We start from the raw sequence: 23205 nt of genomic DNA, 5'->3' as shown, positions 1-23205 counted from the left end.
TCACTCGATGATCTTGGCGACGACGCCGGCGCCGACGGTGCGCCCGCCCTCGCGGATCGCAAAGCGCAGGCCTTCTTCCATCGCGATCGGCGCAATCAGCTTGACCGTGATCGAGACGTTGTCACCCGGCATCACCATCTCTTTGTCCTTGGGCAGCTCGATGGAGCCCGTGACGTCGGTGGTGCGGAAGTAGAACTGCGGACGGTAGTTGTTGAAGAACGGCGTGTGACGGCCGCCTTCTTCCTTGCTCAGCACGTACACCTCACCGGTGAAGTGGGTGTGCGGCGTGATGGAGCCGGGCTTGGCCAGCACTTGGCCGCGCTCGACTTCTTCGCGCTTGGTGCCGCGCAGCAGAATGCCAACGTTGTCGCCCGCCTGGCCTTGGTCGAGCAGCTTGCGGAACATCTCGACGCCGGTGCAGGTGGTCTTGGCGGTGGGACGGATGCCAACGATTTCGACTTCGTCACCCACCTTGATGATGCCGCGCTCGATACGGCCGGTCACGACGGTGCCGCGCCCGGAGATCGAAAAGACGTCTTCCACGGGCATCAGGAAGGCACCGTCGATGGCGCGCTCGGGCGTGGGGATGTAGCTGTCCAGCGCTTCGGCCAGCTTCATGATGGCGCCTTCGCCCAGCTCGCCCTTGTCGCCTTCCAGCGCTTTGAGCGCCGAGCCCTTGACAATGGGGATGTCGTCGCCCGGAAAGTCGTACTTGGACAGCAGCTCGCGCACTTCCATCTCGACGAGTTCGAGCAGCTCGGCATCGTCCACCATGTCGCACTTGTTCATGAAGACGATGATGTAGGGCACGCCAACCTGACGCGCCAGCAGGATGTGCTCGCGAGTCTGGGGCATGGGGCCATCGGCCGCAGAGACGACCAGAATGGCGCCATCCATCTGGGCAGCACCGGTGATCATGTTCTTGACGTAGTCGGCGTGGCCGGGGCAGTCGACGTGCGCGTAGTGGCGGTTGGCCGTCTCGTACTCGACGTGCGCGGTGTTGATGGTGATGCCACGCGCCTTCTCTTCGGGCGCCGCATCGATCTGGTCATACGCCTTGGCCTGGCCACCGTACTTGGCCGCCAGCACCGTCGTGATCGCCGCCGTCAGCGTCGTCTTGCCATGGTCCACGTGACCAATCGTGCCCACGTTGACGTGCGGCTTGGTCCGCTCGAATTTTTCCTTTGCCATTGCAGTTTCCTCGCATCAAAGAACGGTGCCCGTGCGGGTTTAACGTCTGAGGCACGGTCCCGCCACGGGCAGCGGGACCTCCCCTTCGAGCGGGGTGCCCAAGACCAGAGGGATGGGTTACTTCGCGCGCGCGGCGATGATGGCTTCCTGCACGTTGCGCGGGGCTTCGCTGTAGTGCTTGAACTCCATCGTGTAGGTCGCGCGGCCCTGCGACATGGAGCGCAGCGTGGTGGAGTAGCCGAACATCTCGGACAGCGGCACCTCGGCCTTGATGACCTTGCCACCGCCGGGCAGATCGTCCATGCCCTGCACCATGCCGCGGCGGGACGACAGGTCGCCCATCACGTTGCCTGCGTATTCCTCCGGCGTCTCGACTTCCACGGCCATCATGGGCTCGAGGATGACGGGCTGGGCCTTCTTGCAGCCTTCCTTGAAGCCGAAGATGGCGGCCATCTTGAACGCCTGTTCGGACGAGTCCACCTCGTGGTACGAACCGAAGTGCAGCGTGACCTTGACATCGACGACCGGGTAGCCGGCCAGCACGCCGGTCTGCAGCGCCTCTTCGACACCCTTTTGCACCGCCGGGATGTACTCGCGCGGCACCACGCCACCCTTGATGGCGTCGATGAATTCGAAGCCCTTGCCAGCTTCGTTGGGCTCGATCTTGAAGACGACGTGACCGTACTGGCCCTTACCGCCGGACTGGCGCACGAACTTGCCTTCGGCCTCTTCCACCGAGCCGCGGATGGTTTCGCGGTAGGCGACCTGCGGTTTGCCCACGTTGGCCTCGACGCCGAACTCGCGCTTCATGCGGTCGACAATGATCTCCAGGTGCAGCTCGCCCATACCGGCGATGATGGTCTGGCCGGATTCTTCGTCGGTGTAGACGCGCAGCGACGGGTCCTCGGCGGCCAGGCGCGACAGCGCGATGCCCATCTTTTCCTGGTCGGCCTTGGCCTTGGGTTCGACCGCCTGCCGGATCACCGGCTCGGGGAACACCATGCGCTCCAGCACGATCGGCGCCGCCGGGTCGCACAGCGTCTCGCCGGTGGTGACTTCCTTGAGGCCCACGCAGGCGGCGATGTCGCCAGCACGGATTTCTTCGATCTCTTGGCGGTTGTTGGCGTGCATCTGCACGATGCGGCCGATGCGCTCCTTCTTGCCCTTGACCGAGTTGAGCACAGTGTCGCCCTTGCGCAGCACGCCCGAGTAGACGCGCACGAAGGTGAGCTGACCCACGAACGGGTCGCTCATCAGCTTGAACGCCAGGGCGGAGAGCTTTTCCTCGTCGCTGGCCTGACGGGAAGCGGGCTGCTCGTTGTCGTCGGTGCCAGCCACCGGCGGGATGTCCACCGGCGAGGGCAGGAACTGGATGACCGCATCCAGCATGCGCTGCACGCCCTTGTTTTTGAAGGCGGTGCCGCACAGCATCGGCTGAATCTCCACCGCGATGGTGCGCTGGCGCAGGCCGGCGATGATCTCGTCCTCGGTCAGCTCACCGGTCTCGAGGTACTTGTTCATCAGCTCTTCGCTGGCCTCGGCCGCGGCTTCGACCATTTTTTCGCGCCATTCGCTGGCCTGATCCACCAGCTCGGCCGGGATCTCGCGGTACTCGAACTTCATACCCTGCGAAGCCTCGTCCCAGATGATGGCCTTCATCTTGATGAGGTCCACCACGCCTTGGAAGTTGTCCTCGGCGCCGATGGGGATGACGATGGGCACCGGGTTGGCCTTCAGGCGCAGCTTCATCTGCTCATAGACCTTGAAGAAGTTGGCGCCGGTGCGGTCCATCTTGTTGACGAAGGCCAGACGGGGCACCTTGTACTTGTTGGCCTGACGCCAGACGGTCTCGGACTGCGGCTGCACGCCACCGACCGCGCAGTACACCATGCAGGCGCCGTCGAGCACGCGCATGGAGCGCTCCACCTCGATGGTGAAGTCCACGTGGCCCGGGGTGTCGATGATGTTGAAGCGGTGCTCAGGGAAATTGAGGTCCATGCCGCGCCAGTAGCAAGTGGTCGCGGCGGACGTGATGGTGATGCCGCGCTCCTGCTCCTGCTCCATCCAGTCCATGGTGGCGGCGCCGTCGTGCACCTCACCGAGCTTGTGGTTCACGCCGGTGTAGAACAGGATGCGCTCGGTCGTGGTGGTCTTGCCGGCATCGATGTGCGCCGAAATGCCGATGTTGCGGTAACGCTCGATGGGCGTGGTACGTGCCATGAGAAAACTCCGATTTTGGATGGGCGAAGCCCGCCAACCTCGTGCAGTGCGGTGGCGGGCTTGGGGTTGAGGTCGCGGCCTGGCGCTCGGACGGCGTCAGAAGCGGAAGTGGCTGAACGCCTTGTTGGCCTCGGCCATGCGATGGACCTCGTCGCGCTTCTTCATGGCGCCGCCGCGGCCTTCGGTGGCCTCGATCAGCTCGTTGGCCAGACGCAGCGCCATCGATTTTTCGCTGCGCTTGCGCGCGGCCTGCTTGACCCAACGCATGGCCAGGGCCTGGCGCCGCACCGGGCGCACTTCGACCGGCACCTGGTAGTTGGCACCACCGACGCGGCGGGACTTGACCTCGACGAGGGGCTTGACGTTGTTGAGCGCGGTCGAGAAGACTTCCAGCGGGTCTTTGCCGGTCTTTTTCTCGATGTGCTCCAGCGCGCCGTAAACAATGCGCTCGGCGACCGCCTTCTTGCCGCTCTCCATGACGACGTTCATGAACTTGGAGAGCTCGACATTGCCGAACTTGGGATCCGGCAGGATTTCGCGTTTAGGGACTTCGCGACGACGTGGCATGGTTCGATCCTTTTTGCTTCAGTTGGCACCCAGGTGCCACGAGGGCCATCGGGACCCTCACTTACTCGACCACCGGCACCTCAAGGGTTGCTGCGGTTACACTGCCGGAGGCCCCCCAGCCAGGCATTCCGACACCGATGCGTGACAGCCGCATGACGGCCGCGCACGCGTGGCATGCACCGATCAGGCCTTCTTGGGCCGCTTGGCGCCGTACTTGGAGCGGGCTTGCTTGCGGTCCTTGACGCCCTGCAGGTCCAGCGAGCCGCGCACGATGTGGTAGCGCACGCCGGGCAGATCCTTCACACGGCCGCCGCGCACGAGCACCACCGAGTGCTCTTGCAGATTGTGGCCTTCACCGCCGATGTACGAGATGACCTCGAAGCCGTTGGTCAGGCGCACCTTGGCGACCTTACGCAGCGCCGAGTTCGGCTTCTTGGGCGTCGTGGTGTAGACGCGGGTGCACACACCCCGCCGCTGGGGGCAGTTCTCCATCGCCGGGCTCTTGGACTTGGTCTTCTCGACCGTCCGCCCGTGGCGCACGAGTTGGTTGATGGTTGGCATAACGTCCCTAAACGTCAAAGAAAACAATTCACCCTTCGGACTAATCCGAAAAGCCCGCTACTGTAACACGCGCCGTGGTTGGGCGCAATGTCCGGCCGGCGCGTTTAGCGGATCCACAGGCGCAGCGCACCCCACAGCCGCCCCAGCAGCCCGGCCTCTTCGACCGCCTCCAGCACGACCAGCGGCACTTCGGCAACAGGCTCGCCCCCTGCGGACAGCACGCGCAGCGTGCCCAGCGGCTGGCCTTTTTGCAGTGGCGCGACCAGGGGGTCGGGCCGGACCACCTCGGTGCGCAGCCCCTTGGCCATGCCAGCCGGCACGGTCACCACCACGCCCTCCGGGCGGCCGAGCTTGACCTCGCTGGCGCGACCCTTCCAGACCGTGGGAGTGGCAACGGGCTGGCCCGGGGCCGACAGCCGCACCGCATCGAACGCGGTGTAGCCCCAGTTGAGCAGTTTCTGGCTTTCGGCGGCGCGGGCGTTTTCGCTGGCCGCCCCCAGCACCACGCTGATCAGGCGGCGCTGCCCCGCCGCCCCCTCGCCCAGGCCCGGCACGGGCCGGCGCGCCGTCGCCACGAGGCAGTAGCCCGCCGCGGCCGTGTGCCCGGTCTTGAGCCCGTCCACCGTGGGATCGCGAAACAGCAGCAAGTTGCGGTTGGTGTCGTTGGCCGCCGGCGTGCCGGGGTAGCGGTAGCGCTGGATGGCGTAGTAGCCCACGTACTCGGGGAAGTCGCGCATCAGCCGCATGGCCAGCGTGGCCAGATCGCGCGCGGTCGTGGTGTGGCCCGGGGCGGTGAGTCCCTCCGGGTTCTGGAACTGGGTGCGCGTCAGCCCCAGGGCCTTGGCCTGCCGGTTCATCAGCTCGACGAAGTGCTCCACCGTGCCCCCGACGCCTTCGGCCAGCACCACGGTGGCATCGTTGCCCGACTGCACGATCATGCCTTTGAGCAGATCTTCCACCGGGATCTGCGCGTTAGGGGTGATGAACATGCGCGAGCCGGGCATGCGCCACGCCCGCTCGCTGACGACGAGCTTTTGGTCCAGGGCCAGCTTGCGCGACTTGATCGCATCGAACACCAGATACGCCGTCATCAGCTTGGTCAGCGAGGCCGGCTCGACCGCTTCGTCCGGGTCCTTGGCGGCGAGCACCTGGCCACTGGTAGCGTCCAGCAGCAGCCACGCCCGCGCAGCCACCTCCGGCGGCTGAGGAGCCTGGGCATGCGCCAGCCCCACGCCCAGCGCCCAGGCGCACAGCGCGACGAGGGCGCCCCTGCCCAGACGACGCAGCCGGTGCAGACCGGCACGGATGGCAGCGAACGGCAAAAACAACGCAACGACAGACACGACGGAAAACCCTCCAAGCCACCCGCGGCGGGGGTGGCGGATCACAGCGCGCGCAGATGGCGCACGACCAAGGACTTGAGCAACGGCAGACGCCCGTGGAAGAAATGCTCCCCCCCGGGCACCACGGTGATGGGCAACCCCTGCGGGCGCGTCCAGTCGAGCACCGCGGCCAGCGGCACGGTGTCGTCGACCTCCCCATGAACGACCAGGGTGCGCTCGTGGAGTTCCGCATCCAGCGCGGGGAGGGTGAAGCGGCTGGCGGCCGGGGCCACCAGCGCCACGGCCTGCACCGGCCGCTGCGTCCCCAGACGGACGGCCGCGGCCGCAGCCACATAGCCGCCGAACGAAAACCCGGCCAGCGCCAGCGGGACGGGCTCGCCCACGCACGCCCCCGCCACCGCGAGCAGGTCGTCGACCTCGCCCACGCCGTGGTCGTGCACGCCTGCACTGCCCCCCACACCGCGGAAATTGAAGCGCACCGCCACCCAGCCCTGCTGCACGAAGGCGCGGGCAAGCGTCTGTACCACCTTGTTGTGCAGGGTGCCGCCAAACAAGGGGTGCGGATGGGCAATCACCGCCAACCCGCCGTCGGGGCGGGGCACGGCGGGGCGATCGATCGCCAACTCCAGCGGGCCGGCCGGACCGGGGATGAAGGACGACTCGGTGTGGGCGTTCATCGGCAGGGCCGCACCGCGGCGTCAGCGCCCCACGTCGGGCGGCAGGCGCAGCCGCTCGACGGCAACCCCGTCGCGCAGGTGCGAGGTGACGATCTCGTCGATGTCGGCGAGGTCCACATAGGTGTACCAGACCCCTTCCGGGTACACGACCGCCACCGGCCCGCCAGCACAACGGTCCAGACAGCCTGCCTTGTTGACCCGCACCTGCCCCGGACCGGCGAGCCCAAGGGTGCGCACCTGCGCCTTGCAGTGCTCGAACGCCTGCTGGGCGCCGTGGCGGGCGCAGCAAGCCTCGCCGTTGGCCCGGTCGTTCAGGCAGAAGAAGATGTGGCGGCGGTAGTAAGGCGGCGTGGCCGCGTCGTGCGTGGCGTCGGTCATGGGCGGCGATTGTAGGACGCCCCCTCGCTGCGGCGCAGGGCCAGCCGGGCGGCCGCGGCCAGAGCCGCCCAGGGCCAGAGCCAACCCAGCCACTGGGACAGACCGTGAAAGCGGCTGAAGCGCCCCTGCTCCCAGGTCTGCAACCATTCCCCGAGGTAGGCGGGGTCGGGCACACGGTTGAGCAAACCGAGCATCAGCCCCCCGGCGAGTACGGCCAGCAGCGCCGCAGCGCGCGAGCCGAGCGGCAGGGCAAACAGCGACATCGCCCCGGCTGCGGCCAAGCCCAACTGTGTGGGCGGCGTGAGCCACGCCCAGGCGTGCAGCGGGCCGAAGGACAGCACGGCCGACAAGGCCCCGCTGCCCCAGGCCACCGCGCCAAACAGCAGGGCAAAGACGCTGCGCTGCCCGATGTGGCGCACGCTGGCATAACCCAGCAGCACGGGCAGCCAAAGGCTCAAGGCCACCAGCAGCGCTTCGGTCAGGGGACTGGGGGCGGCCAGGGGCGGGCTTTGCGGCAGCCACGCCTGCAGCGGCGAGCCCTCCGCGGCCCGCCAAAGCGCCGCCTCCAGCCGCGGCCAGAACTGGCCGGTGCCAAACGGCACGGGCGTGGGGTACAGCACGGCCAGGGGCCACAGCAGCAACACCGCCCATGCCCACTGCCCACCCGGCTGCTGCCAGCGGGCGCGAAACTGCGCCCACGACCCGAGCACCCGCCAGCGCAGCAGCACCGTGGCCCCGACCGCGCCTATCAGAGCGCCGATGGCGTTGAGCAGGGCATCGGCCTGCGACGGCACGCGCTGCGGCAGATAGGTCTGGGTGGCCTCCATGGCCAGGGACAGCAGCGCCGGCCCGACGACGCCCAGCACCGGCGCACCCCGCGGCCACCCGGCGCGGGCCAGGGCCACCGTGAGCAGGGCCCCGAGCGGCACATAACCCAACAGGTTGGCGACGACGTCGAAACGGGTCCAGTACCGCGGCCAGGGCGCGGTCAGAAAGGCCCACGGCGCGACCCCTTGCGCCCGCCAGCTCTCGAACGGAAATAGGCTGGCATAGACGACCAGCACCGTGTAGCAGCCCAGCAAGGGCCAGGCCAGCGACAAGCTGCGCGCACCGGGGAGGGGCGCGGAGGTCGGCCTCACCGCCACCCGGCTCAGAAGGGCTTGACGACCACCAGCGCCACCGCCACCAGCATCAGCAGCACCGGCACCTCATTGAACCAGCGGTACCAGCGGTGGCCATGGCGGTTGGTGCCCGTCTCGAAGCGGCGCAACAGCCGCGCACAGGCGTGGTGGTAGCCAATGAGCAGCACCACGATCGCCAGCTTGGCGTGCATCCAGCCATGGCCTGGCCCCAGACCGATGCCATAGCCCAGCCACAGCCACAGGCCCAGCGCCAGCGCGGGCACCGCCAGCAGCGTCATGAAGCGCAGCAGCTTGCGCGCCATCAGCAGCAGCCGCTCGCGCTCGGCCGGGCTGTCGGCCGGCACCATCGCCAGGTTGACGAAGATGCGCGGCAGGTAGAACAGCCCGGCAAACCAACTGGCGATGAAGACGATGTGAAAGGTTTTGACCCACAACATGGCCCGCAGTGTATGCCAGGGGCTGCACCGCCCGCAGCGCATGACATAAGATCGGCGCATGGCCACGACCCCTCCCCCTGATGCCGACGGCGATGCCACCGGGATGGGCGGCTGGACCTGCCTGACGCCGCCGGTCTGCGCCCATGGCGAATCGCCCGTCTGGCGCGGGCTGGAGGATCGGCTGTACTGGGTCGACGCCGGCCTGCAGCGGCTGTGGCGGCTGCACGTGCCCAGTGGCCGCAGCGAGTTCCGGGAGCTACCCCAGACACCCGGGGCCCTGGTGCCCTGCCGCCGCGGGGGTTGGCTGATCGCGCTGCGCGACGGCATCTACCACCTGTCGGACTGGAACCTGCCACTGGAGCGCATTGCCGACGCGCCCTACGATACGCGCCGGGTGTGCTTCAACGACGGCAAGTGCGACCCCTGGGGCCGCTTTTGGGTGGGCAGCAGCGTGGATGCCCGCGACCGGCCCGACGCCGCGCTGTACTGTCTGCGCGCGCGCGACCGGCAGCGGCCGGAGCTCGCGCTGATCCAGTCGGGTGTGTACACCTTCAACGGGCTGGCCTGGGCGCCCGACGGCAAGCTGCTGTACTGGGCCGATCCCCACGGCTGCGCGGTATATACCTTGCCGATGGTGTCGGCCGGCCAATGGCCGCCGGTGCTGGGGATGCGGTTGCTGCTCAAGCGGTTCGATGCGCGCCCGCCGGACTGGCGCTTCGAGCAGGACCTGGGTCAGGGCTACGGGGGCCGTCCGGGTGGCGCCGCCACCGACAGCGCGGGCAACTACTGGGTGGCGATGTTCGAAGGGGCGCGGGTGCTGTGCCTGAGCCCCAGCGGGCAGATTCTGGCCGACTGGCCGGTACCAGCCCAGTGTCCGACCATGTTGTGCTTTGGCGGGCCGGACCTGCGCACCCTGTTCGTCACCACGGCGCGGCAGCGCCGCTCGGCTGCCGAACTGGCGCACTACCCCCACAGCGGCGCCGTGTTCGCGCGCCGGGTGGCCACCCCCGGCCTGCCGCCGGCGACGTATTGGGACTGACGGGGCCGTGGGATCGGGTGCCAAGGCACCCCGAGCCGGCGCAGACCGGCTCAAGCCTGCCGTTCAAAAAGTTCACGCCAGCGGTGCCCGCGCGGGCTACCATTGCCGCCCATGGCCGACGATACCCCTTCTTTGCCCCCTGGCGACGGCGCAGCGGATGACGCAGTGCGCGCATGGGCCGAGCGCATCCGCGCAGCGGCCGCCGATCGCCGCCCCTTGCGTCTGCGCGGCGGAGGTACCAAGGCGTTCTATGGCGACCCCGTGGCCGCCGAAGCCGAGGTCGTGGATACGCGCGCATACACCGGCATCCTGAGCCACGAGCCGACCGAGCTGGTGATCACGGTCCGCTGCGGCACCCCCTTGAGCGAACTGGAGGCCACCCTCGACCGCCACGCCCAGTATCTGCCCTTCGAGCCGCCGTACTTGGGCGAGGGGGCCACCGTCGGGGGCATGGTGGCGGCCGGCCTGGCCGGCCCGGCGCGTGCCGCCGTGGGGGGCGTGCGCGACTATGTGCTGGGGGCGCGGCTGCTCAATGGCCGGGGCGAGGATCTGGTCTTTGGCGGGCAGGTGATGAAAAATGTCGCCGGCTACGACGTCAGCCGGGCGCTGGCCGGCAGCCTCGGCACGCTGGGGCTGATCACGGAGGTCTCGCTCAAGGTTCTGCCCCGGCCGGCCGGCGAGGCCACCCTGCGGCTGCCGCTGTCCGCCGACGCGGCGCTGCAGCAACTGGCGCGCTGGCGCGCCCAGCCACTGCCGCTCAACGCCAGCCGGTGGCAGGACGACGCGGGCGGCACCCTGCTGTTGCGGCTGCGCGGCGCGGCCGCAGCGGTCGAGACGGCCTGCCAACGGTTGCTGGCCGAAGTGGGCGGAGATCGGCTCGACCCCGCCACCGCCCAGCGCGAGTGGGAGGCCACGCGGGAGCAGACGCTGCCCTTCTTTGCCACCCCGCCGTCGCCCGCCCACGGGCTGTGGCGGCTGTCGGTGGCTCCCACCGCCCCCATGCTGGCACTGCCCGGGCCGACGCTGGTCGAGTGGTTTGGCGGGCAGCGCTGGGTATGGGCGCCACTGGATGCCGCGGATACCCTGCGCGCCATGGCCCGACAGGCGGGCGGGCATGCGACGCTGTTTCGCGCCCCGGCCGCGACGCCGCAGGCGCGCGGCCGCTTCACGCCGCCCGAGGATCCGTTGCGCGCGCTGCAGCAGCGCGTGCGGACCGCGTTCGATCCGCACGGCCTCTTTCAGCCGGGCGTCTGGGGATTTTGATCCATGCAAACCCGACTCGCTGCCGAGTTTTTGAGCACGCCCGACGGTCAGACGGCCGACGCCATCCTGCGGCGCTGCGTGCACTGCGGCTTTTGCACCGCCACCTGTCCGACCTATCAACTGCTGGGCGATGAGCTAGACGGACCGCGGGGGCGCATCTATCTGATCAAGCAGGTGCTGGAAGGCGCCGAGCCCACCCGGGCGACGCAGCAGCACCTGGACCGCTGCCTGACCTGCCGCAACTGCGAAAGCACCTGCCCGAGCGGAGTGGAGTACGGCCATCTGCTGGACATCGGGCGCAAGATGGTCGAGGCGCGCGTGCAACGGCCGGCAGGCGAGCGGGCGGTGCGCTGGCTGCTGCGCGAAGGGTTGACGTCCCCACTGTTCGGTCCAGCGATGCGGCTGGGGCAGGCCGTGCGCGATGTGCTGCCCGCCCCGCTGCAGGCCAAGGTGCCGGCCCGGCGCGATGCCGGTGCATGGCCGCAGATGCCCCGGCCGCGCCGCGTGCTGATGCTGGCCGGCTGCGTGCAGCCAGCGATGATGCCCACCATCAACGCCGCGACGGCGCGCGTGCTGGACGCGGCGGGGCTTCAGACCGTGGTGGCGCCCAAAGCCGGCTGCTGCGGAGCCATCCGCTTCCACCTGGACGACCAGGTGGGGGCGCTGGACGACATGCGTGCCAACATCGACGCCTGGTGGCCCTGGATCGAACCCACCGATGGCAGCCCCGGCGTCGAAGCCATCGTCATGAACGCCTCGGGCTGCGGTGTGATGGTCAAGGACTACGCGCACGCGCTGCGGCACGATCCAGCCTATGCCGAGAAAGCGCGCCGGACCAGCGATCTCACGCGCGACCTGAGTGAGCTGCTGCCCGACCTGGTGCCCGCCTGGCGGCAGCGGCTGGGCAACGGCCTGCCCGCGGCGGTGCCCCGGCGGCTGGTGTTTCACCCCCCCTGCACGCTGCAGCACGGCCAGAAGCTGCGCGGCGGCGTGGAGCGGCACCTGGGCGAGTTGGGCTTCGAGGTCACGCTGGCGCGCCAGGAATCGCACCTGTGCTGCGGATCGGCCGGCACCTACAGTGTGCTGCAGCCGACGCTGAGCCGCCAGTTGCGCGACCGCAAGCTGGGTCACCTGGAAGCGGCTGCACCCCAGACGATCGTGTCGGCCAACATCGGCTGCATCACCCACCTGCTAAGCGGCACCTCCACCCCGGTGCGCCACTGGGTGGAGGTGGTGGACGAGGCCCTGGCCGCCAGCCCTGCACGGACCCCAGCCTAGCGCGTCGCCCGCCATGCTGCCCGCCCTGACCGCCCTGTTGACCTTGCAACTGGCCGGGGAGGTGCTGGCGCGGATACTGGGCCTGCCCATCCCCGGTCCGGTGCTGGGCATGGCGCTGCTGCTGGCGCTGCTGATGGCGCGGCCGTCTTGGCGCGACGCCTTGCAGCCCACCACCCAGGGCCTGCTGCAGCATCTGTCGCTGCTGTTCGTGCCGGCTGGCGTGGGCGTGGTGCAACACCTACAGCGGCTGGGGGACGAGGCCGTGGCCATTGCCGTCGCGCTGGCGGTCAGCACCTGGATTGGACTGGCGGTGACCGCCTGGACGGTGCGTGCCCTGCTCCCGCGCGAGGAGGGGCCGCCCGCGCGAGCCTCGACACCAACGCCCGGAGGCCCCCGGTGAACGCCACCACAGCCGCCCTCGACGGCACCCGCCTGGGCGCAATCTGGGTCTACCTGTCTGCCTCCCCGCTGCTGGGGCTGACGATCACCCTGCTGGCCTACGGCGTGGCGCACCGCCTGTTTCTGGCCTTCGGCGCGCACCCGCTGGCCAACCCGGTGGCCAGCGCGGTCGCGCTGATCGGCGGGCTGTTGACCCTGACCGGCACACCTTACGCCACCTATTTCGAAGGGGCGCAGTTCGTGCACTTTCTGCTCGGTCCGGCGACGGTGGCGCTCGCCGTCGCCCTGCACGCGCAGTGGCCGCTGCTGCGGCGCACGTGGGCACCGCTGGTCGCGGGGCTGGTGACCGGGGCGCTGGCCGCGGCGGTCAGCGCCGTAGCCCTGGGCTGGCTGCTGGGGGCCAGCCCGCAGACGCTGGCCTCGCTGGCCCCCAAGTCGGTGACCACGCCGGTGGCGATGGGCATCGCCGAGCGCCTGGGGGGGCTGCCGTCCTTGACCGCGGTTCTGGTCGTGGTCACCGGCATCTGGGGCGCGGCGACGGCGCGCTGGCTGTTCGATCGGCTGGGCATAGCCGACCCGATGGTGCGCGGCTTTGCCTTGGGCGTCACGGCCCACGGCATCGGCACCGCGCGGGCCTTTCAGGTCAGCCCCACGATGGGCGCCTTCGCCGGACTCGCCATGGGGCTGGCCGCCCTGTTCAGCGCCCTGGCCTTGCCCTGGCTAATGCAGGGCCTGCTGGCGCTGCTGGCCCGCTGAAACGGGGGTGCGTCCGGGCCGCTGCGGCGCGCCCCGATGCGCTCACTGCGCGCGGATGCCGTTGCGCTCGACGATCGCCTGCATGCGTGCGGTGTCCGTGCGCACGCGCTGGGCCAGCCCCTCGGGCGCCGTGCCGGCCACCTGCCAGCCCTGGGCAAACAGCTTTTGGCGCACCTCGGGCCGCCGCACGATCTCGGCCAGGGCTGCAGCCACGCGCTGGATTTGGGCCGCGGGCCAGGTCACCGGCGCCGCAACGGCGTTCCAGATTTCCAGATCGAAGCCGCGCAGGCCCAGCTCCGCCAGGCTGGGCACCTGCGGGGCCAGCGTGCTGCGCCCGGGGGAGGTCAACCCCACCGCGCGCAACCGACCTGCCTGCACCTGCGGCAGCGCCACGCCGGGGGGCAGCAGGGCCACCTGCACATCGCCCTGGATCATGGCCGTGACCACCTGCGGATTGCCCGGATACGGCACATGCACGGCGCGCCAGCCCGCGGCCACCTTGAGCATCTCCATCCCGATGTGGGCGACCGTGCCCGCCCCCGGGGTGCCGTAATTCCAGCGGTCGCCCGCCTCGCGCCCCGCGGCCAGGACGGCGGCGGGCTCGGCCGGCAGCCGGGTCGAGGCCGTCAGCACCAGAGGCGCGGTGCCGACCAGCGACACCGGCGCCAGGTCGGTCAGCGGATCGTAGGGCGTGGCGGGGTTGAGGATCTTGGCGATGGTCAGATTGCCGTTGATCATCAGTCCCAAGGTGTGGCCATCGTTGGCGCGCGCCACCTGCTCTGCAGCAATGTTGCCGCCCGCGCCCGGGCGGTTTTCCACCACCACCGGCTGGCCGAGCACCTGGGCCAACGGCTCGGCCAGGGTGCGCGCGGTCAGGTCGGGCGACGAGCCGGGCGGAAAACCCACCAACAGGCGCAACGGCCGCGACGGCCAGCCGCCGGTCTGCGCGTAACCGGATGCAGCCGGGACCGCGAGTGCGGCCACCCCCCACGCCGCCGAGTGCAGCCAGCCACGGCGGGACAGCGGGGCCGACTGGGTGGACGGGGTGGACGACGAACGGGGCACAACCATGGCGGGGTCTCCTCGGATGATGGAATCACGGTCGGTCGGCGCCTGCGCCGCTCAGCCGTGCAGGTCGTCGCGGCGGGCGATCTCGAACAGTCGCGCCAGCTCGTGTGGGTAGCAGCGCAGATTGCGCCGGTGCCACAGCGTGATCAGCAGCATCACCCCAGCCACCAGCAGCCCGAATGCGGTGATGGCGCCAAACGCCGACAGCCCCGCGCCGGTGGCCGCGCTGTAGAGAAAGCCCAGCCCCAGGATGCAGGTTTGTTCGTTGAAGTTTTGCACCGCGATCGAGCGGCCGGCGCCCATCAGGTTGTGGCCGCGGTGCTGCAATAGCGCGTTCATCGGCACCACCAGAAAGCCACCCAGCGCCCCCAGCAGGACGAGAAACGGCGCGGCCACCCACACGTCGCGGATGAGCACCATCAGCACCACCAGCAGCCCCATCGCCACACCCAGTGGCATCACGCGCGGGGCTTGGTCGATGCGCATGCGCACCGAAGCCACCACCGCCCCCACCGCCGTGCCGACCGCCACCACGCCGACCAGGCTGGAGGCCTGCGTGGTGTTGTAACCCAGCGCCGCGGCGGCCCAGGCCAGCACGATGTAGCGCAGGTTGCCGCTGACGCCCCAGAACAGCGTGGTGGTGGCCAGCGAGATCTGGCCCAGATGATCGCGCCACAGGCGCAGGTTGCAGCGCCAGAAGTCCGGCAGCAGCGCCAGCGGATTGGGCGGCAGGTGGCGCAGCGGCGCCGTGGTGCGCGGGATGCGCAGGTTGAACGCCGCCGCCAGCCCGTACACCACCACCAGGCCAACGATGGCCAGCTCCGATGCCGTCGGCAGCCGGGCGCGCAGCCACGCCGCCTCGTGCGCCGCCAACCACGCGGCCACCGCGGGCGAGACGAGCTGGCCACCCAGCACGACGCCAAGGATGATGGAGGCGATCGTCAGCCCCTCGATCCAGCCGTTGGCCTTGACCAGCTGCGATGGCGGCAACAGCTCGGTGAGGATGCCGTACTTGGCCGGCGAGTACGCCGCCGCGCCTAGCCCCACCAGGCTGTAGGCCAGCAGCGGGTGCACGGGGGTCAGCATCAGCACGCAGCCCACCACCTTGATGGCGTTGCTGATGAACATGACCTGCCCCTTCGGCCGCGAGTCCGCAAACGCCCCGACCCACGGCGCCAGCAGCACGTAGAACAACGCGAACATCGGCACCAGCGCAGCGGCCTGCCATTCCGGGGCGCCTCGGCTGCGCAGCAGCTCCACCGCCACCACGAACAGCGCGTTGTCGGCCAGCGAGCTGCAGAACTGCGCCGTCATGATGGTGTAGAAGCCGCGCTTCATGGGGGCGAAATATCCGAAAAAGCCTCGAATCAGGGGAGCGCACACCGCCGGCCTGTGCGAAAGTCGCGTCTGGCGCAGGGTGCGCGGTTTATAGCATGCGCCTGCGCCGGACTCCCCTCCGCTCATCCCCCTTTCCCTTCGCTTGCCATGCCCCGCCCGATCCTCGCTACCGTGCACCTGGATGCCCTGCGCCACAACCTGCACCGCTGCAACGCCGCCGCCGGCGACGCGCGTGTGTGGGCCGTCGTCAAGGCCAACGCCTACGGCCACGGCATCGAGCGCGTCTGGCCGGCGCTGCGCGGCGCCGACGGTTTTGCGCTGCTGGACTTGGCCGAGGCCGAGCGGCTGCGCGCGCTGGGTTGGCGCGGCCCGATCCTGCTACTGGAAGGCTGCTTCGAGCCGCGCGACCTGGAGACCTGCTCGCGCCTGGACCTGTGGCACGTGGTCCACACCGAGGAGCAGATCGACTGGCTGGCAGCGCACAAGACACACCAGCCGCACCACGTGTTCCTGAAGATGAACTCGGGTATGAACCGACTCGGCTTTCGCCCGCAGGCCTACCGCGCCGCGTGGGCGCGGCTGCAGGCGCTGCCGCAGGTCGGCGAGATCGGGCTGATGACGCACTTTTCCGACGCTGACGGGCTGCGCCGCGGGCGCGAGGGCGTGCTGCACCAGGTGGAGGCGTTCGTGCGCGCCACGCGCGATCTGCCCGGCGAGCGCAGCCTATGCAACAGCGCCGCCACGCTGCGCCACGCGCGGCGGCTGCGCCTGGGCGACGACGGCGGGGCGCTGGGGGCGGACTGGGCGCGCGCCGGCATTGCGCTATACGGCAGCGCGCCGGACCACCCGGCGCACACCGCCGCCGACTGGGACCTGCAGCCGACCATGACGCTGGCCAGCCGCCTGATCGCCATCCAGCCGGTGGCCGCCGGCGAGACGGTCGGTTACGGCTCGATCTACACCGCCGCACACGACATGCGCATCGGCATCGTCGCCTGCGGCTACGCCGACGGCTATCCGCGCCACGCCAGCCTGTCGCAAGCCCCCGGCGCGCCGGTGCTGGTGCGCGGCGTGCGCACCCACTTGGTCGGGCGCGTCAGTATGGACATGCTGGCGGTGGACCTGACCCCGGTGGAGGCCGCCGGCGGGCCGTGCCACCTCGGCGACGAAGTGGTGCTGTGGGGCCGCAGCACCAGCGGCGCAGTGCTGCCGGTGGACGAGGTGGCGCAGGCCGCCGGCACCATCGCCTACGAGCTGCTGTGCGCGGTGGCGGCGCGCGTGCCGTTCGCCGTCGACGGGGCCGAAGCGCCGTAGCCCTTGTACTCCTGGGGGTATGACGCTATACTTGCGGGCAATGGAGGATCAAGCCATGGATCACTGTACGCCCCCCTTTTCCCAGACGACCTTGCGGCGCTGGCTCGGCGCGGCCGCTGCGGCCGCTGCGGCCGTGCTGCTGGGCAACGCGCTGTCCACCCCGGCCTGGGCCCAACCGGAGGCGGCCGGGCCGCGCGTGCCGGTGGTCGAAGCCGCCCGCCGCCCGGTCGGCCAGGCGCTCCTGCTGGACGCCACCATCGAAGCGCAGCAGCAGGCGACGCTGGCGGCCCAGGCCAGCGGCCGCATCACCCAGCTGCACGTCAAGGCCGGTGACCGCGTGCGCGCCGGGCAGGTGCTGGCGGTGATCGATGACCGCGAATCCAGCGCCGGCGTGCAGCGCGCCAGCGGCGCGGTGGCGCAGGCCGAGGCCGAGCTGCGCAACGCCGAGGCGCACGCCAAACGCACGCGCGAGCTGCGCGCGCAGGGCTTTGTCTCGCAGGCGGCGCTGGACACCGCCGAGGCGCAGGCCGCCGCGGCGCGCGCCGCGCTGCAGCAGGCCAAGGCCGCGCAGTTGCAGGCCGCGCTGGCGCAGGGCTTCACGCGCCTGACGGCGCCGTTCGACGGCTTCGTGTTGGGCACGCATGCCGAGGCCGGCGATCTCGCGGCGCCGGGCCGCCCGGTGCTGACGGTGTACGCGCCACAGCCGCTGCGCGCCACCGTGCATGTGCCGGCGTCGCAGTCGGCGCTGGCGGAGCGCGCGCAGCGCGTCGAGGTGCGCCTGCCCGAAGGCCGCTGGGTGCAGCCCAGCGGCCGCAGTCGCCTGCCGGCGGCGGACCCGGTGGCGCAGACGGTGGAGTGGCGCCTGCCGCTCGCGGCCGCCGATGCGCAGGGTGTTCTGCCCGGCCAGGCGGTCAAGGTGCGCTTCGCGGCGGGCAGCGACGAGCGGCTGGTGGTGCCGGCCAGCGCCCTGCTGCGCCGGGGCGAGCTGACAGCGGCCTACGTGGCGGCCCCGGCGGGCGCGCCCTCCGCCTTCGTGCTGCGCGCGGTGCGCACCGGCGCCGACCACGGCGAGGCCGGGGTCGAGATCCTGTCGGGCCTGCAGCCGGGCGAGCGCGTCGCGCTCGATCCGGTGCGTGCCGGGCTGCGCGGTGCGCAGCCGGCGCCCTGATCGGCCATCGTCCCCTTCCCCGCACGCAGGAGAACGGCCGATGAACGCCGAATCCCAAACTACCCCTACCAGTACCCAAGCCGAACGGCTGGGCATTTCCGGCGTGATCGCGCGCGCCTTCCAGGCCAACGCCATCACGCCGCTGCTGGCGCTGGTGGCGCTGCTGCTGGGCGTCTTCGCGGTGCTGGTCACCCCGCGCGAGGAGGAGCCGCAGATCAACGTCACGATGGCCAACGTGCTGATCCCGTTTCCCGGCGCCTCCGCCGCGGACGTGGAAAAGATGGTGGCGCAGCCGGCCGAGCACGTGCTGTCGCAGATCCACGGCATCGAGCACACCTACAGCGTCTCGCGCCCGGGCGTGGCGGTGCTGACGGTGCAGTTCAAGGTCGGCGTGCCGCGCACCGAGGCGCTGGTGCGCCTGTACGATGTGCTCAACGCCAACCAGGACTGGCTGCCGCAGGGCCTGGGCGTGCTGCCGCCGATCGTCAAGCCCAAGGGCATCGACGACGTGCCGGTGCTGGCCGCCACGCTGTGGAGCCCCACGGGCAAGAGTGCCTGGGAGCTCGAGCGCGTCGCGCACGCGATCGAGACCGAGCTCAAGCGCGTGCCGGGCACGCGCGAGGTGCAGACCATCGGCGGCCCGGGGCGCGCGATCCACGTCTGGATCGAGCCGGAGCGGCTGCGCGCGCGCGGCGTACCGCTGCAGGCCATCCACCAGGCGATCGCCGCGGCCAACCAGGCCATGCCGTCTGGCACCGTGGCGCAGCCGCGCCAGCAGCCCGGCGCGCCGGGCCTGCTGACGGTGGAGACCGGCGAGTTCCTCAAGAGCGTGCAGGACGTCGGCGACATCGTCGTCGGCGTGCACCAGGGCCGCCCGGTGTACCTGCGCGAGGTGGCACGCATCGAGGAAGGCGCGCAGCTGCCGCGCCGCTACGTCTGGCACACGCCGGGGCCGGCGGCGACGCTGCCACAGGGGGCGCAGCCCGGCCAGCTCTACCCGGCGGTCACGGTCATCGTGACCAAGAAGCCGGGCGAAAACGCCGTGGACGTGGCGCGCGCCGCCACGCAGCAACTCCAGCGCCTGCACAACACGCTGATCCCGGACGGCGTCGAGGTGACCATCAGCCGCGACTATGGCGCCACTGCCGCCGACAAGGCCAACAAGCTGATCAGCAAGCTGATCTTTGCCACGGGCAGCGTGATCGTGCTGGTCGGGCTGGCGCTGGGCCGGCGCGAAGCGGTCATCGTCGGCGTGGCGGTGATCCTGACGCTGACGGCGACGCTGTTTGCCTCGTGGGCGTGGGGCTTCACGCTCAACCGCGTGTCGCTGTTCGCGCTGATCTTCTCCATCGGCATCCTGGTCGACGACGCCATCGTCGTGGTGGAAAACATCCACCGCCACCGCCAGCTCACGCCGCAGGCGTCGCTGCTGGACATCATCCCGCGCGCGGTCGATGAGGTCGGCGGCCCGACGATTCTGGCAACGCTGACGGTGATTGCGGCGCTGCTGCCGATGGCCTTCGTCAGCGGCCTGATGGGCCCGTACATGAGCCCGATCCCGATCAACGCCAGCATGGGCATGGCGATCTCGCTGGCGGTGGCCTTCACCATCACGCCGTGGCTGGCGTGGAAGCTGATGGGCGCGCATGGTGCTGCCGGCCACGCGGCGCACGGGCCGTCCAAGCTGACGCGCGGGCTGCAGACCTTTTTCACGCGCGTGCTGACGCCGTTCCTGGAAAGTGCGCGCCACCGCTGGTTGCTGGCGCTGGGCGTGCTGGCCGGCCTGTTCCTGTCGGTGGGGCTGGCGGTGGTGCAGGCTGTGATCCTGAAGATGCTGCCGTTCGACAACAAGAGCGAGTTTCAGGTGGTGCTGGAGATGCCCGCCGGCACGGCGCTGGAGGACACCGCTGCCGCGCTGCAGGACATGACGGCGTTCCTGGCGCAGCAGCCGGAGGTCACGCACGTGCAGGGCTACGCCGGCACCGCCAGCCCCATCACCTTCAACGGGCTGGTGCGGCAGTATTACCTACGCGCCGATGCCGAGCAGGGTGACCTGCAGGTCAACCTGGTCGACGCCAAGCACCGCAAGGAGCAAAGCCACGCCATCGCGCAGCGCCTGCGCCCAGGGCTGGAGGCGGTCGCGCAAGCGCACGGCGGGCGTATCAAAGTGGTGGAAGTGCCGCCGGGGCCACCGGTGCTGTCGCCGATCGTCGCCGAGGTGTATGGGCCGGACGAGGCCGGCCGTGCCGAGTTGGCGCGCCGTGTCGCCCAAGCGTTCGCCGACACGCCCGACATCGTTGGCATCGACACCACGCTGAAGGAGGAGGCGCCACGCGTGTTCCTGCGCATCGAACGTGCACGCGCCGAAAGCCTGGGCATCCCGGCGCAGGTGATCGCGCAAACGGTCTACACGGCGCTGTCCGGCAGCGACGCAGCCTACCTGCACGACGGCCACGCCAAGTTCGCGGTGCCGGTGCGGTTGCAGCTGCCGCGCGAGCGCCAGGTCGGGCTGGAGGCGCTGCTGGCGCTGCCGCTCAAGGCCGCCGACGGCCGCATGGTGCCGCTGTCGGAGCTGGTGCGCGTCGAGCGCGGCGTCATCGACCCGCCGCGCTTCACCAAGGACCAGCTGCCGGTGGTCTATGTGCTGGGCGACATGGCCGGCCAGACCGACTCGCCGCTGTACGGGATGTTTGGGATCCGCGGCCGGCTGGCCGAGGCCGCGCTGCCCAACGCCGGGCCGCTGGGTGAATACTGGATTCGCCAGCCGGCCGACCCGTGGCGCGAGTACGCGATCAAGTGGGACGGCGAGTGGCAGGTGACCTACGAGACGTTCCGCGACATGGGCGCGGCCTACGCGGTCGGGCTGGTGCTGATCTACCTGCTGGTGGTGGCGCAGTTCCGCAGCTACCTGACGCCGCTGATCATCATGGCGCCGATTCCGTTGACGATGATTGGAATCATGCCGGGCCACGCGCTGCTGGGTGCGCAGTTCACCGCCACCAGCATGATCGGCATGATTGCGCTGGCGGGCATCATCGTGCGCAACTCGATCCTGCTGGTGGACTTCATCGAGCTGGAGACCGCCAAAGGCATGCCGTTCAAGGAGGCCGTGATCCAGTCCGCCGCGGTGCGCGCGCAGCCAATCGCGCTGACCGCTCTGGCGGCGATGCTGGGGGCGTTTTTCATCCTCGACGACCCGATCTTCAACGGCTTGGCCGTGTCCTTGATCTTCGGCATCGCCGTCTCCACCTTGCTGACGCTGGTGGTGATCCCGGTGCTTTATTACGCCGTGTACCGGCGCCGCCACGAGGGGCGGGGAGCGCCGCGCCCCGCCTGAGCCCGGTTTTCCTGCAACCCTGTCCCAACCCTAGCTAGTAAGGAGAGCATCATGACCGTCGAGCGCTGGATCCGTGTGATCGCGGGCCTGTTCGTGTTCCTGTCGGTGGCGCTGGGCGCGCCGGCCAGCCCGCTGTTCGTCAGCGAATGGTTCCTGGCCTTCACCGCCTTCGTCGGCCTGAACCTGTTCCAGTTCGGCTTCACCAACTTCTGCCCGCTGGCCATCATCCTGAAGAAGCTGGGCGTGCCCGAAGCGGCCATCCCCTGCAAGGCCTGCTGAAAGCGCAGCGGAGGCCGCGATGAACGCTGCCCATCCCACCCCGCTGAAGTTTCTGCACCCGGGCTGGTTCACGCTGGTGATGGGCCTGAGCGGCCTGGCGCTGGCTTGGCACGCCGCCGGCCCTGTGCTCGGCCCGTGGGCCGAAGGGTCGGCGCTGGTCATCGGCGCGCTGGCCGCGACGGTGTGCGTGGTGCTTCTCGCGGGTTCCCTGCGCCGCTGGCAACGCCACCCCGAGGCGCTTGCCGAAGACCTGCGCCACCCGGTGCGCCACGCCTTCGTCGCGGCGATACCGGTGGCGCTGATCCTGCTGGCGACCTGGCTGCAGGCCATGGGCCTGGCTCGGCCGCTGGCACAGGCGCTGTGGTGGATCGGCTCGATCGGCCAGCTCAGCGTCACCGTCTGGGCGCTGGGGCGCTGGCTGGCCCCCACCGTGGCGCACGCGCCGGACGCGCAGTCGCTGTGGAATGGCATCACGCCGGTGCTCTACATTCCGGTGGTGGGCAACGTCGTGGCACCGCTGGCCGGCGTCGGCTTCGAGCACGCCCTGTGGTCGGCGGTGCACTTCGGCATCGGGGTGTTCTTCTGGCCGGTGGTGTTCACCCTGTTGGTGGCGCGGCGCTTGGCGCACGGGCCGATGCCACCGCGGCTGCAGCCGACGTGGTTCATCTCGCTGGCGCCGGCGGCGGTGGTGGGGCTGTGCGTGCTGCGCTTCGGCTGGCCACCGGGCGTGGCGGCGGCGATGTGGGGCGTGGGGCTGTTCATGCTGCTGTGGGTCGGCACGCAGGCGCGGCGCTACTTCGCGCAACCGTTCGCGCTGCCGTTCTGGGCCGTATCGTTTCCGCTGGCGGCGTTCACCGCCCTCACCTTCAAGCTGGCTGCGGCGCTGGCGCACCCGGGGCTGCAACTCGCGGCGCTGGGGCTGCTGGCGCTGGTGTCGGTGGTGATCGCGGCGCTGGTGCTGGCCACGATCAAGGGTCTGCGCCAAGGCACGCTGCTGGCGCCGGAGCCGGTGGCGCCGGTGGTGACGGCCGCGCCCTGATGCCGTCCCCAGGTCGTCACGCCTGACACGGCCAGGGAGCCTGGGCGATACCGGGGCGGTAGCGAGCGGTTAGCATAGCTGGGATGCACACCGCCGCGCCCGACCGCCTCATCGCCCTGCCCGAGTGGCTGGCCAGCTCCGCCGGTCAGCCGGTCGGCCTGCGCTGGCACGTGCTGCCCAGTCCCCAGGGGGTGGAGCCCACATGGTGGCGGTCGGCCGAGGTGACGGCCCTGACCGAGCGATGGCCCACCTGCTGGGTCGGCCAACGCGGGGAGCTGGCCCCCGCGGCGGACACCATCGCGCCGTGCCAACCGGATGAGGTCGCCGAGTGCCACACACAGCCCCCGGACGGCCACGGCCCGCGGTGAACCGCCGGGACGTGGTACCTGAAGCCGCCGGCCCGGCCCAACA

Annotated in this window: 22 protein-coding genes; 11 read left to right on the top strand and 11 right to left on the bottom strand. The window is 70.3% G+C overall.

Going from position 1 to position 23205, the window contains the following annotated elements; genetic code table 11:
- From tuf to V7026_RS02145, 9 genes are all read right to left on the bottom strand, one after another.
- Nucleotides 1-1191, bottom strand: a complete 1191-nt coding sequence (gene tuf, locus V7026_RS02185; RefSeq protein ID WP_334153605.1) for an elongation factor Tu — start codon at nt 1189-1191, stop codon at nt 1-3.
- 117 nt (nt 1192-1308) lie between these two features.
- Nucleotides 1309-3411, bottom strand: a complete 2103-nt coding sequence (gene fusA / locus V7026_RS02180) for an elongation factor G (protein ID WP_334153604.1) — start codon at nt 3409-3411, stop codon at nt 1309-1311.
- Between the two features lie 96 nt (nt 3412-3507).
- Nucleotides 3508-3978, bottom strand: coding sequence for a 30S ribosomal protein S7 (gene rpsG, locus V7026_RS02175; RefSeq protein WP_068607662.1), 471 nt, complete (start codon nt 3976-3978; stop codon nt 3508-3510).
- A gap of 183 nt (nt 3979-4161) precedes the next feature.
- On the bottom strand, nt 4162-4539 hold the full coding sequence (rpsL, locus tag V7026_RS02170; RefSeq protein WP_068607664.1) for a 30S ribosomal protein S12: 378 nt from the start codon (nt 4537-4539) through the stop codon (nt 4162-4164).
- Nucleotides 4540-4643: 104 nt separating this feature from the next.
- Nucleotides 4644-5816: a D-alanyl-D-alanine carboxypeptidase family protein gene (locus V7026_RS02165; RefSeq protein WP_443082301.1), complete on the bottom strand. Its 1173-nt coding sequence runs from the start codon at nt 5814-5816 to the stop codon at nt 4644-4646.
- Between the two features lie 107 nt (nt 5817-5923).
- On the bottom strand, nt 5924-6559 hold the full coding sequence (locus tag V7026_RS02160; protein WP_334153603.1) for an alpha/beta hydrolase: 636 nt from the start codon (nt 6557-6559) through the stop codon (nt 5924-5926).
- A 21-nt stretch (nt 6560-6580) separates the two neighbouring features.
- Entirely contained in the window at nt 6581-6937 is a 357-nt protein-coding gene (locus V7026_RS02155; protein ID WP_334153602.1) for a (2Fe-2S) ferredoxin domain-containing protein, read from the bottom strand.
- Nucleotides 6934-8076, bottom strand: a complete 1143-nt coding sequence (locus V7026_RS02150) for a VanZ family protein (protein WP_334153601.1) — start codon at nt 8074-8076, stop codon at nt 6934-6936. Before V7026_RS02150 ends, V7026_RS02155 begins: the two co-directional genes overlap by 4 nt.
- 11 nt (nt 8077-8087) lie before the next feature.
- Nucleotides 8088-8516, bottom strand: a complete 429-nt coding sequence (locus tag V7026_RS02145; RefSeq protein ID WP_334153600.1) for a CopD family protein — start codon at nt 8514-8516, stop codon at nt 8088-8090.
- A gap of 58 nt (nt 8517-8574) precedes the next feature.
- Here V7026_RS02145 and V7026_RS02140 point away from each other — a divergent pair, with 58 nt between their 5' ends.
- The 5 genes from V7026_RS02140 (at nt 8575) to V7026_RS02120 (ending at nt 13251) form a co-directional block, all read left to right on the top strand.
- Nucleotides 8575-9555: an SMP-30/gluconolactonase/LRE family protein gene (locus V7026_RS02140; protein ID WP_334153599.1), complete on the top strand. Its 981-nt coding sequence runs from the start codon at nt 8575-8577 to the stop codon at nt 9553-9555.
- 111 nt (nt 9556-9666) lie between these two features.
- A complete protein-coding gene (glcE, locus tag V7026_RS02135; protein WP_334153598.1) occupies nt 9667-10818 on the top strand; it encodes a glycolate oxidase subunit GlcE in 1152 nt (383 codons plus the stop codon).
- 3 nt (nt 10819-10821) lie between these two features.
- Complete coding sequence (gene glcF / locus V7026_RS02130; RefSeq protein WP_334153597.1) at nt 10822-12096, top strand: glycolate oxidase subunit GlcF; 1275 nt, start codon at nt 10822-10824, stop codon at nt 12094-12096.
- Between the two features lie 13 nt (nt 12097-12109).
- Complete coding sequence (locus V7026_RS02125; protein WP_334153596.1) at nt 12110-12496, top strand: CidA/LrgA family protein; 387 nt, start codon at nt 12110-12112, stop codon at nt 12494-12496.
- Complete coding sequence (locus V7026_RS02120; protein WP_334153595.1) at nt 12493-13251, top strand: LrgB family protein; 759 nt, start codon at nt 12493-12495, stop codon at nt 13249-13251. The genes V7026_RS02125 and V7026_RS02120 overlap by 4 nt, the downstream gene beginning before the upstream one ends.
- 42 nt (nt 13252-13293) lie before the next feature.
- Here V7026_RS02120 and V7026_RS02115 read toward each other — a convergent pair whose 3' ends face one another.
- Both V7026_RS02115 and lplT read right to left on the bottom strand, forming a co-directional pair.
- On the bottom strand, nt 13294-14322 hold the full coding sequence (locus V7026_RS02115) for a Bug family tripartite tricarboxylate transporter substrate binding protein (RefSeq protein WP_334153594.1): 1029 nt from the start codon (nt 14320-14322) through the stop codon (nt 13294-13296).
- A 51-nt stretch (nt 14323-14373) separates the two neighbouring features.
- Nucleotides 14374-15657, bottom strand: a complete 1284-nt coding sequence (gene lplT, locus V7026_RS02110) for a lysophospholipid transporter LplT (RefSeq protein WP_334153593.1) — start codon at nt 15655-15657, stop codon at nt 14374-14376.
- A 147-nt stretch (nt 15658-15804) separates the two neighbouring features.
- On the opposite strand from lplT, the gene alr reads away from it, so the two are divergent.
- The 6 genes from alr (at nt 15805) to V7026_RS02080 (ending at nt 23162) form a co-directional block, all read left to right on the top strand.
- Nucleotides 15805-16971 carry an alanine racemase gene (alr, locus tag V7026_RS02105; protein ID WP_334153591.1) on the top strand — a complete coding sequence of 389 codons (1167 nt, stop codon included), beginning with the start codon at nt 15805-15807 and terminating at the stop codon, nt 16969-16971.
- A 55-nt stretch (nt 16972-17026) separates the two neighbouring features.
- Nucleotides 17027-18139 carry an efflux RND transporter periplasmic adaptor subunit gene (locus tag V7026_RS02100; protein ID WP_334153590.1) on the top strand — a complete coding sequence of 371 codons (1113 nt, stop codon included), beginning with the start codon at nt 17027-17029 and terminating at the stop codon, nt 18137-18139.
- Between the two features lie 40 nt (nt 18140-18179).
- A complete protein-coding gene (locus V7026_RS02095) occupies nt 18180-21476 on the top strand; it encodes an efflux RND transporter permease subunit (protein WP_334153589.1) in 3297 nt (1098 codons plus the stop codon).
- 51 nt (nt 21477-21527) lie between these two features.
- Nucleotides 21528-21755: a YgaP family membrane protein gene (locus V7026_RS02090; RefSeq protein ID WP_068607687.1), complete on the top strand. Its 228-nt coding sequence runs from the start codon at nt 21528-21530 to the stop codon at nt 21753-21755.
- A 19-nt stretch (nt 21756-21774) separates the two neighbouring features.
- The gene (locus V7026_RS02085) at nt 21775-22794 is read left to right on the top strand and encodes an SLAC1 anion channel family protein (RefSeq protein WP_334153588.1); all 1020 of its coding nucleotides are present in this window, start codon (nt 21775-21777) and stop codon (nt 22792-22794) included.
- Between the two features lie 83 nt (nt 22795-22877).
- On the top strand, nt 22878-23162 hold the full coding sequence (locus V7026_RS02080) for a hypothetical protein (protein WP_334153587.1): 285 nt from the start codon (nt 22878-22880) through the stop codon (nt 23160-23162).
- Nucleotides 23163-23205 lie beyond the last annotated feature (43 nt).

The organism is Tepidimonas sp. (assembly GCF_036825565.1).
Lineage (GTDB): Bacteria > Pseudomonadota > Gammaproteobacteria > Burkholderiales > Burkholderiaceae_C > Tepidimonas.
Note: the sequence above shows the minus strand (reverse complement) of the source record. Positions and strands in the feature narration are given on the sequence as shown.

What these genes read in the sequence shown, in the direction of transcription:
- glcF (WP_334153597.1), top strand. Translation starts at nt 10,822, where the DNA reads ATGCAAACCCGACTCGCTGCCGAGTTTTTGAGCACGCCCGACGGTCAG.
- V7026_RS02090 (WP_068607687.1), top strand. Translation starts at nt 21,528, where the DNA reads ATGACCGTCGAGCGCTGGATCCGTGTGATCGCGGGCCTGTTCGTGTTC.
- V7026_RS02160 (WP_334153603.1), bottom strand. Translation starts at nt 6,559, where the DNA reads ATGAACGCCCACACCGAGTCGTCCTTCATCCCCGGTCCGGCCGGCCCG.
- V7026_RS02140 (WP_334153599.1), top strand. Translation starts at nt 8,575, where the DNA reads ATGGCCACGACCCCTCCCCCTGATGCCGACGGCGATGCCACCGGGATG.
- V7026_RS02080 (WP_334153587.1), top strand. Translation starts at nt 22,878, where the DNA reads ATGCACACCGCCGCGCCCGACCGCCTCATCGCCCTGCCCGAGTGGCTG.
- V7026_RS02095 (WP_334153589.1), top strand. Translation starts at nt 18,180, where the DNA reads ATGAACGCCGAATCCCAAACTACCCCTACCAGTACCCAAGCCGAACGG.
- glcE (WP_334153598.1), top strand. Translation starts at nt 9,667, where the DNA reads ATGGCCGACGATACCCCTTCTTTGCCCCCTGGCGACGGCGCAGCGGAT.
- V7026_RS02115 (WP_334153594.1), bottom strand. Translation starts at nt 14,322, where the DNA reads ATGGTTGTGCCCCGTTCGTCGTCCACCCCGTCCACCCAGTCGGCCCCG.
- rpsG (WP_068607662.1), bottom strand. Translation starts at nt 3,978, where the DNA reads ATGCCACGTCGTCGCGAAGTCCCTAAACGCGAAATCCTGCCGGATCCC.
- rpsL (WP_068607664.1), bottom strand. Translation starts at nt 4,539, where the DNA reads ATGCCAACCATCAACCAACTCGTGCGCCACGGGCGGACGGTCGAGAAG.
- V7026_RS02155 (WP_334153602.1), bottom strand. Translation starts at nt 6,937, where the DNA reads ATGACCGACGCCACGCACGACGCGGCCACGCCGCCTTACTACCGCCGC.
- V7026_RS02085 (WP_334153588.1), top strand. Translation starts at nt 21,775, where the DNA reads ATGAACGCTGCCCATCCCACCCCGCTGAAGTTTCTGCACCCGGGCTGG.
- V7026_RS02125 (WP_334153596.1), top strand. Translation starts at nt 12,110, where the DNA reads ATGCTGCCCGCCCTGACCGCCCTGTTGACCTTGCAACTGGCCGGGGAG.
- V7026_RS02100 (WP_334153590.1), top strand. Translation starts at nt 17,027, where the DNA reads ATGGATCACTGTACGCCCCCCTTTTCCCAGACGACCTTGCGGCGCTGG.
- fusA (WP_334153604.1), bottom strand. Translation starts at nt 3,411, where the DNA reads ATGGCACGTACCACGCCCATCGAGCGTTACCGCAACATCGGCATTTCG.
- tuf (WP_334153605.1), bottom strand. Translation starts at nt 1,191, where the DNA reads ATGGCAAAGGAAAAATTCGAGCGGACCAAGCCGCACGTCAACGTGGGC.
- V7026_RS02145 (WP_334153600.1), bottom strand. Translation starts at nt 8,516, where the DNA reads ATGTTGTGGGTCAAAACCTTTCACATCGTCTTCATCGCCAGTTGGTTT.
- alr (WP_334153591.1), top strand. Translation starts at nt 15,805, where the DNA reads ATGCCCCGCCCGATCCTCGCTACCGTGCACCTGGATGCCCTGCGCCAC.
- lplT (WP_334153593.1), bottom strand. Translation starts at nt 15,657, where the DNA reads ATGAAGCGCGGCTTCTACACCATCATGACGGCGCAGTTCTGCAGCTCG.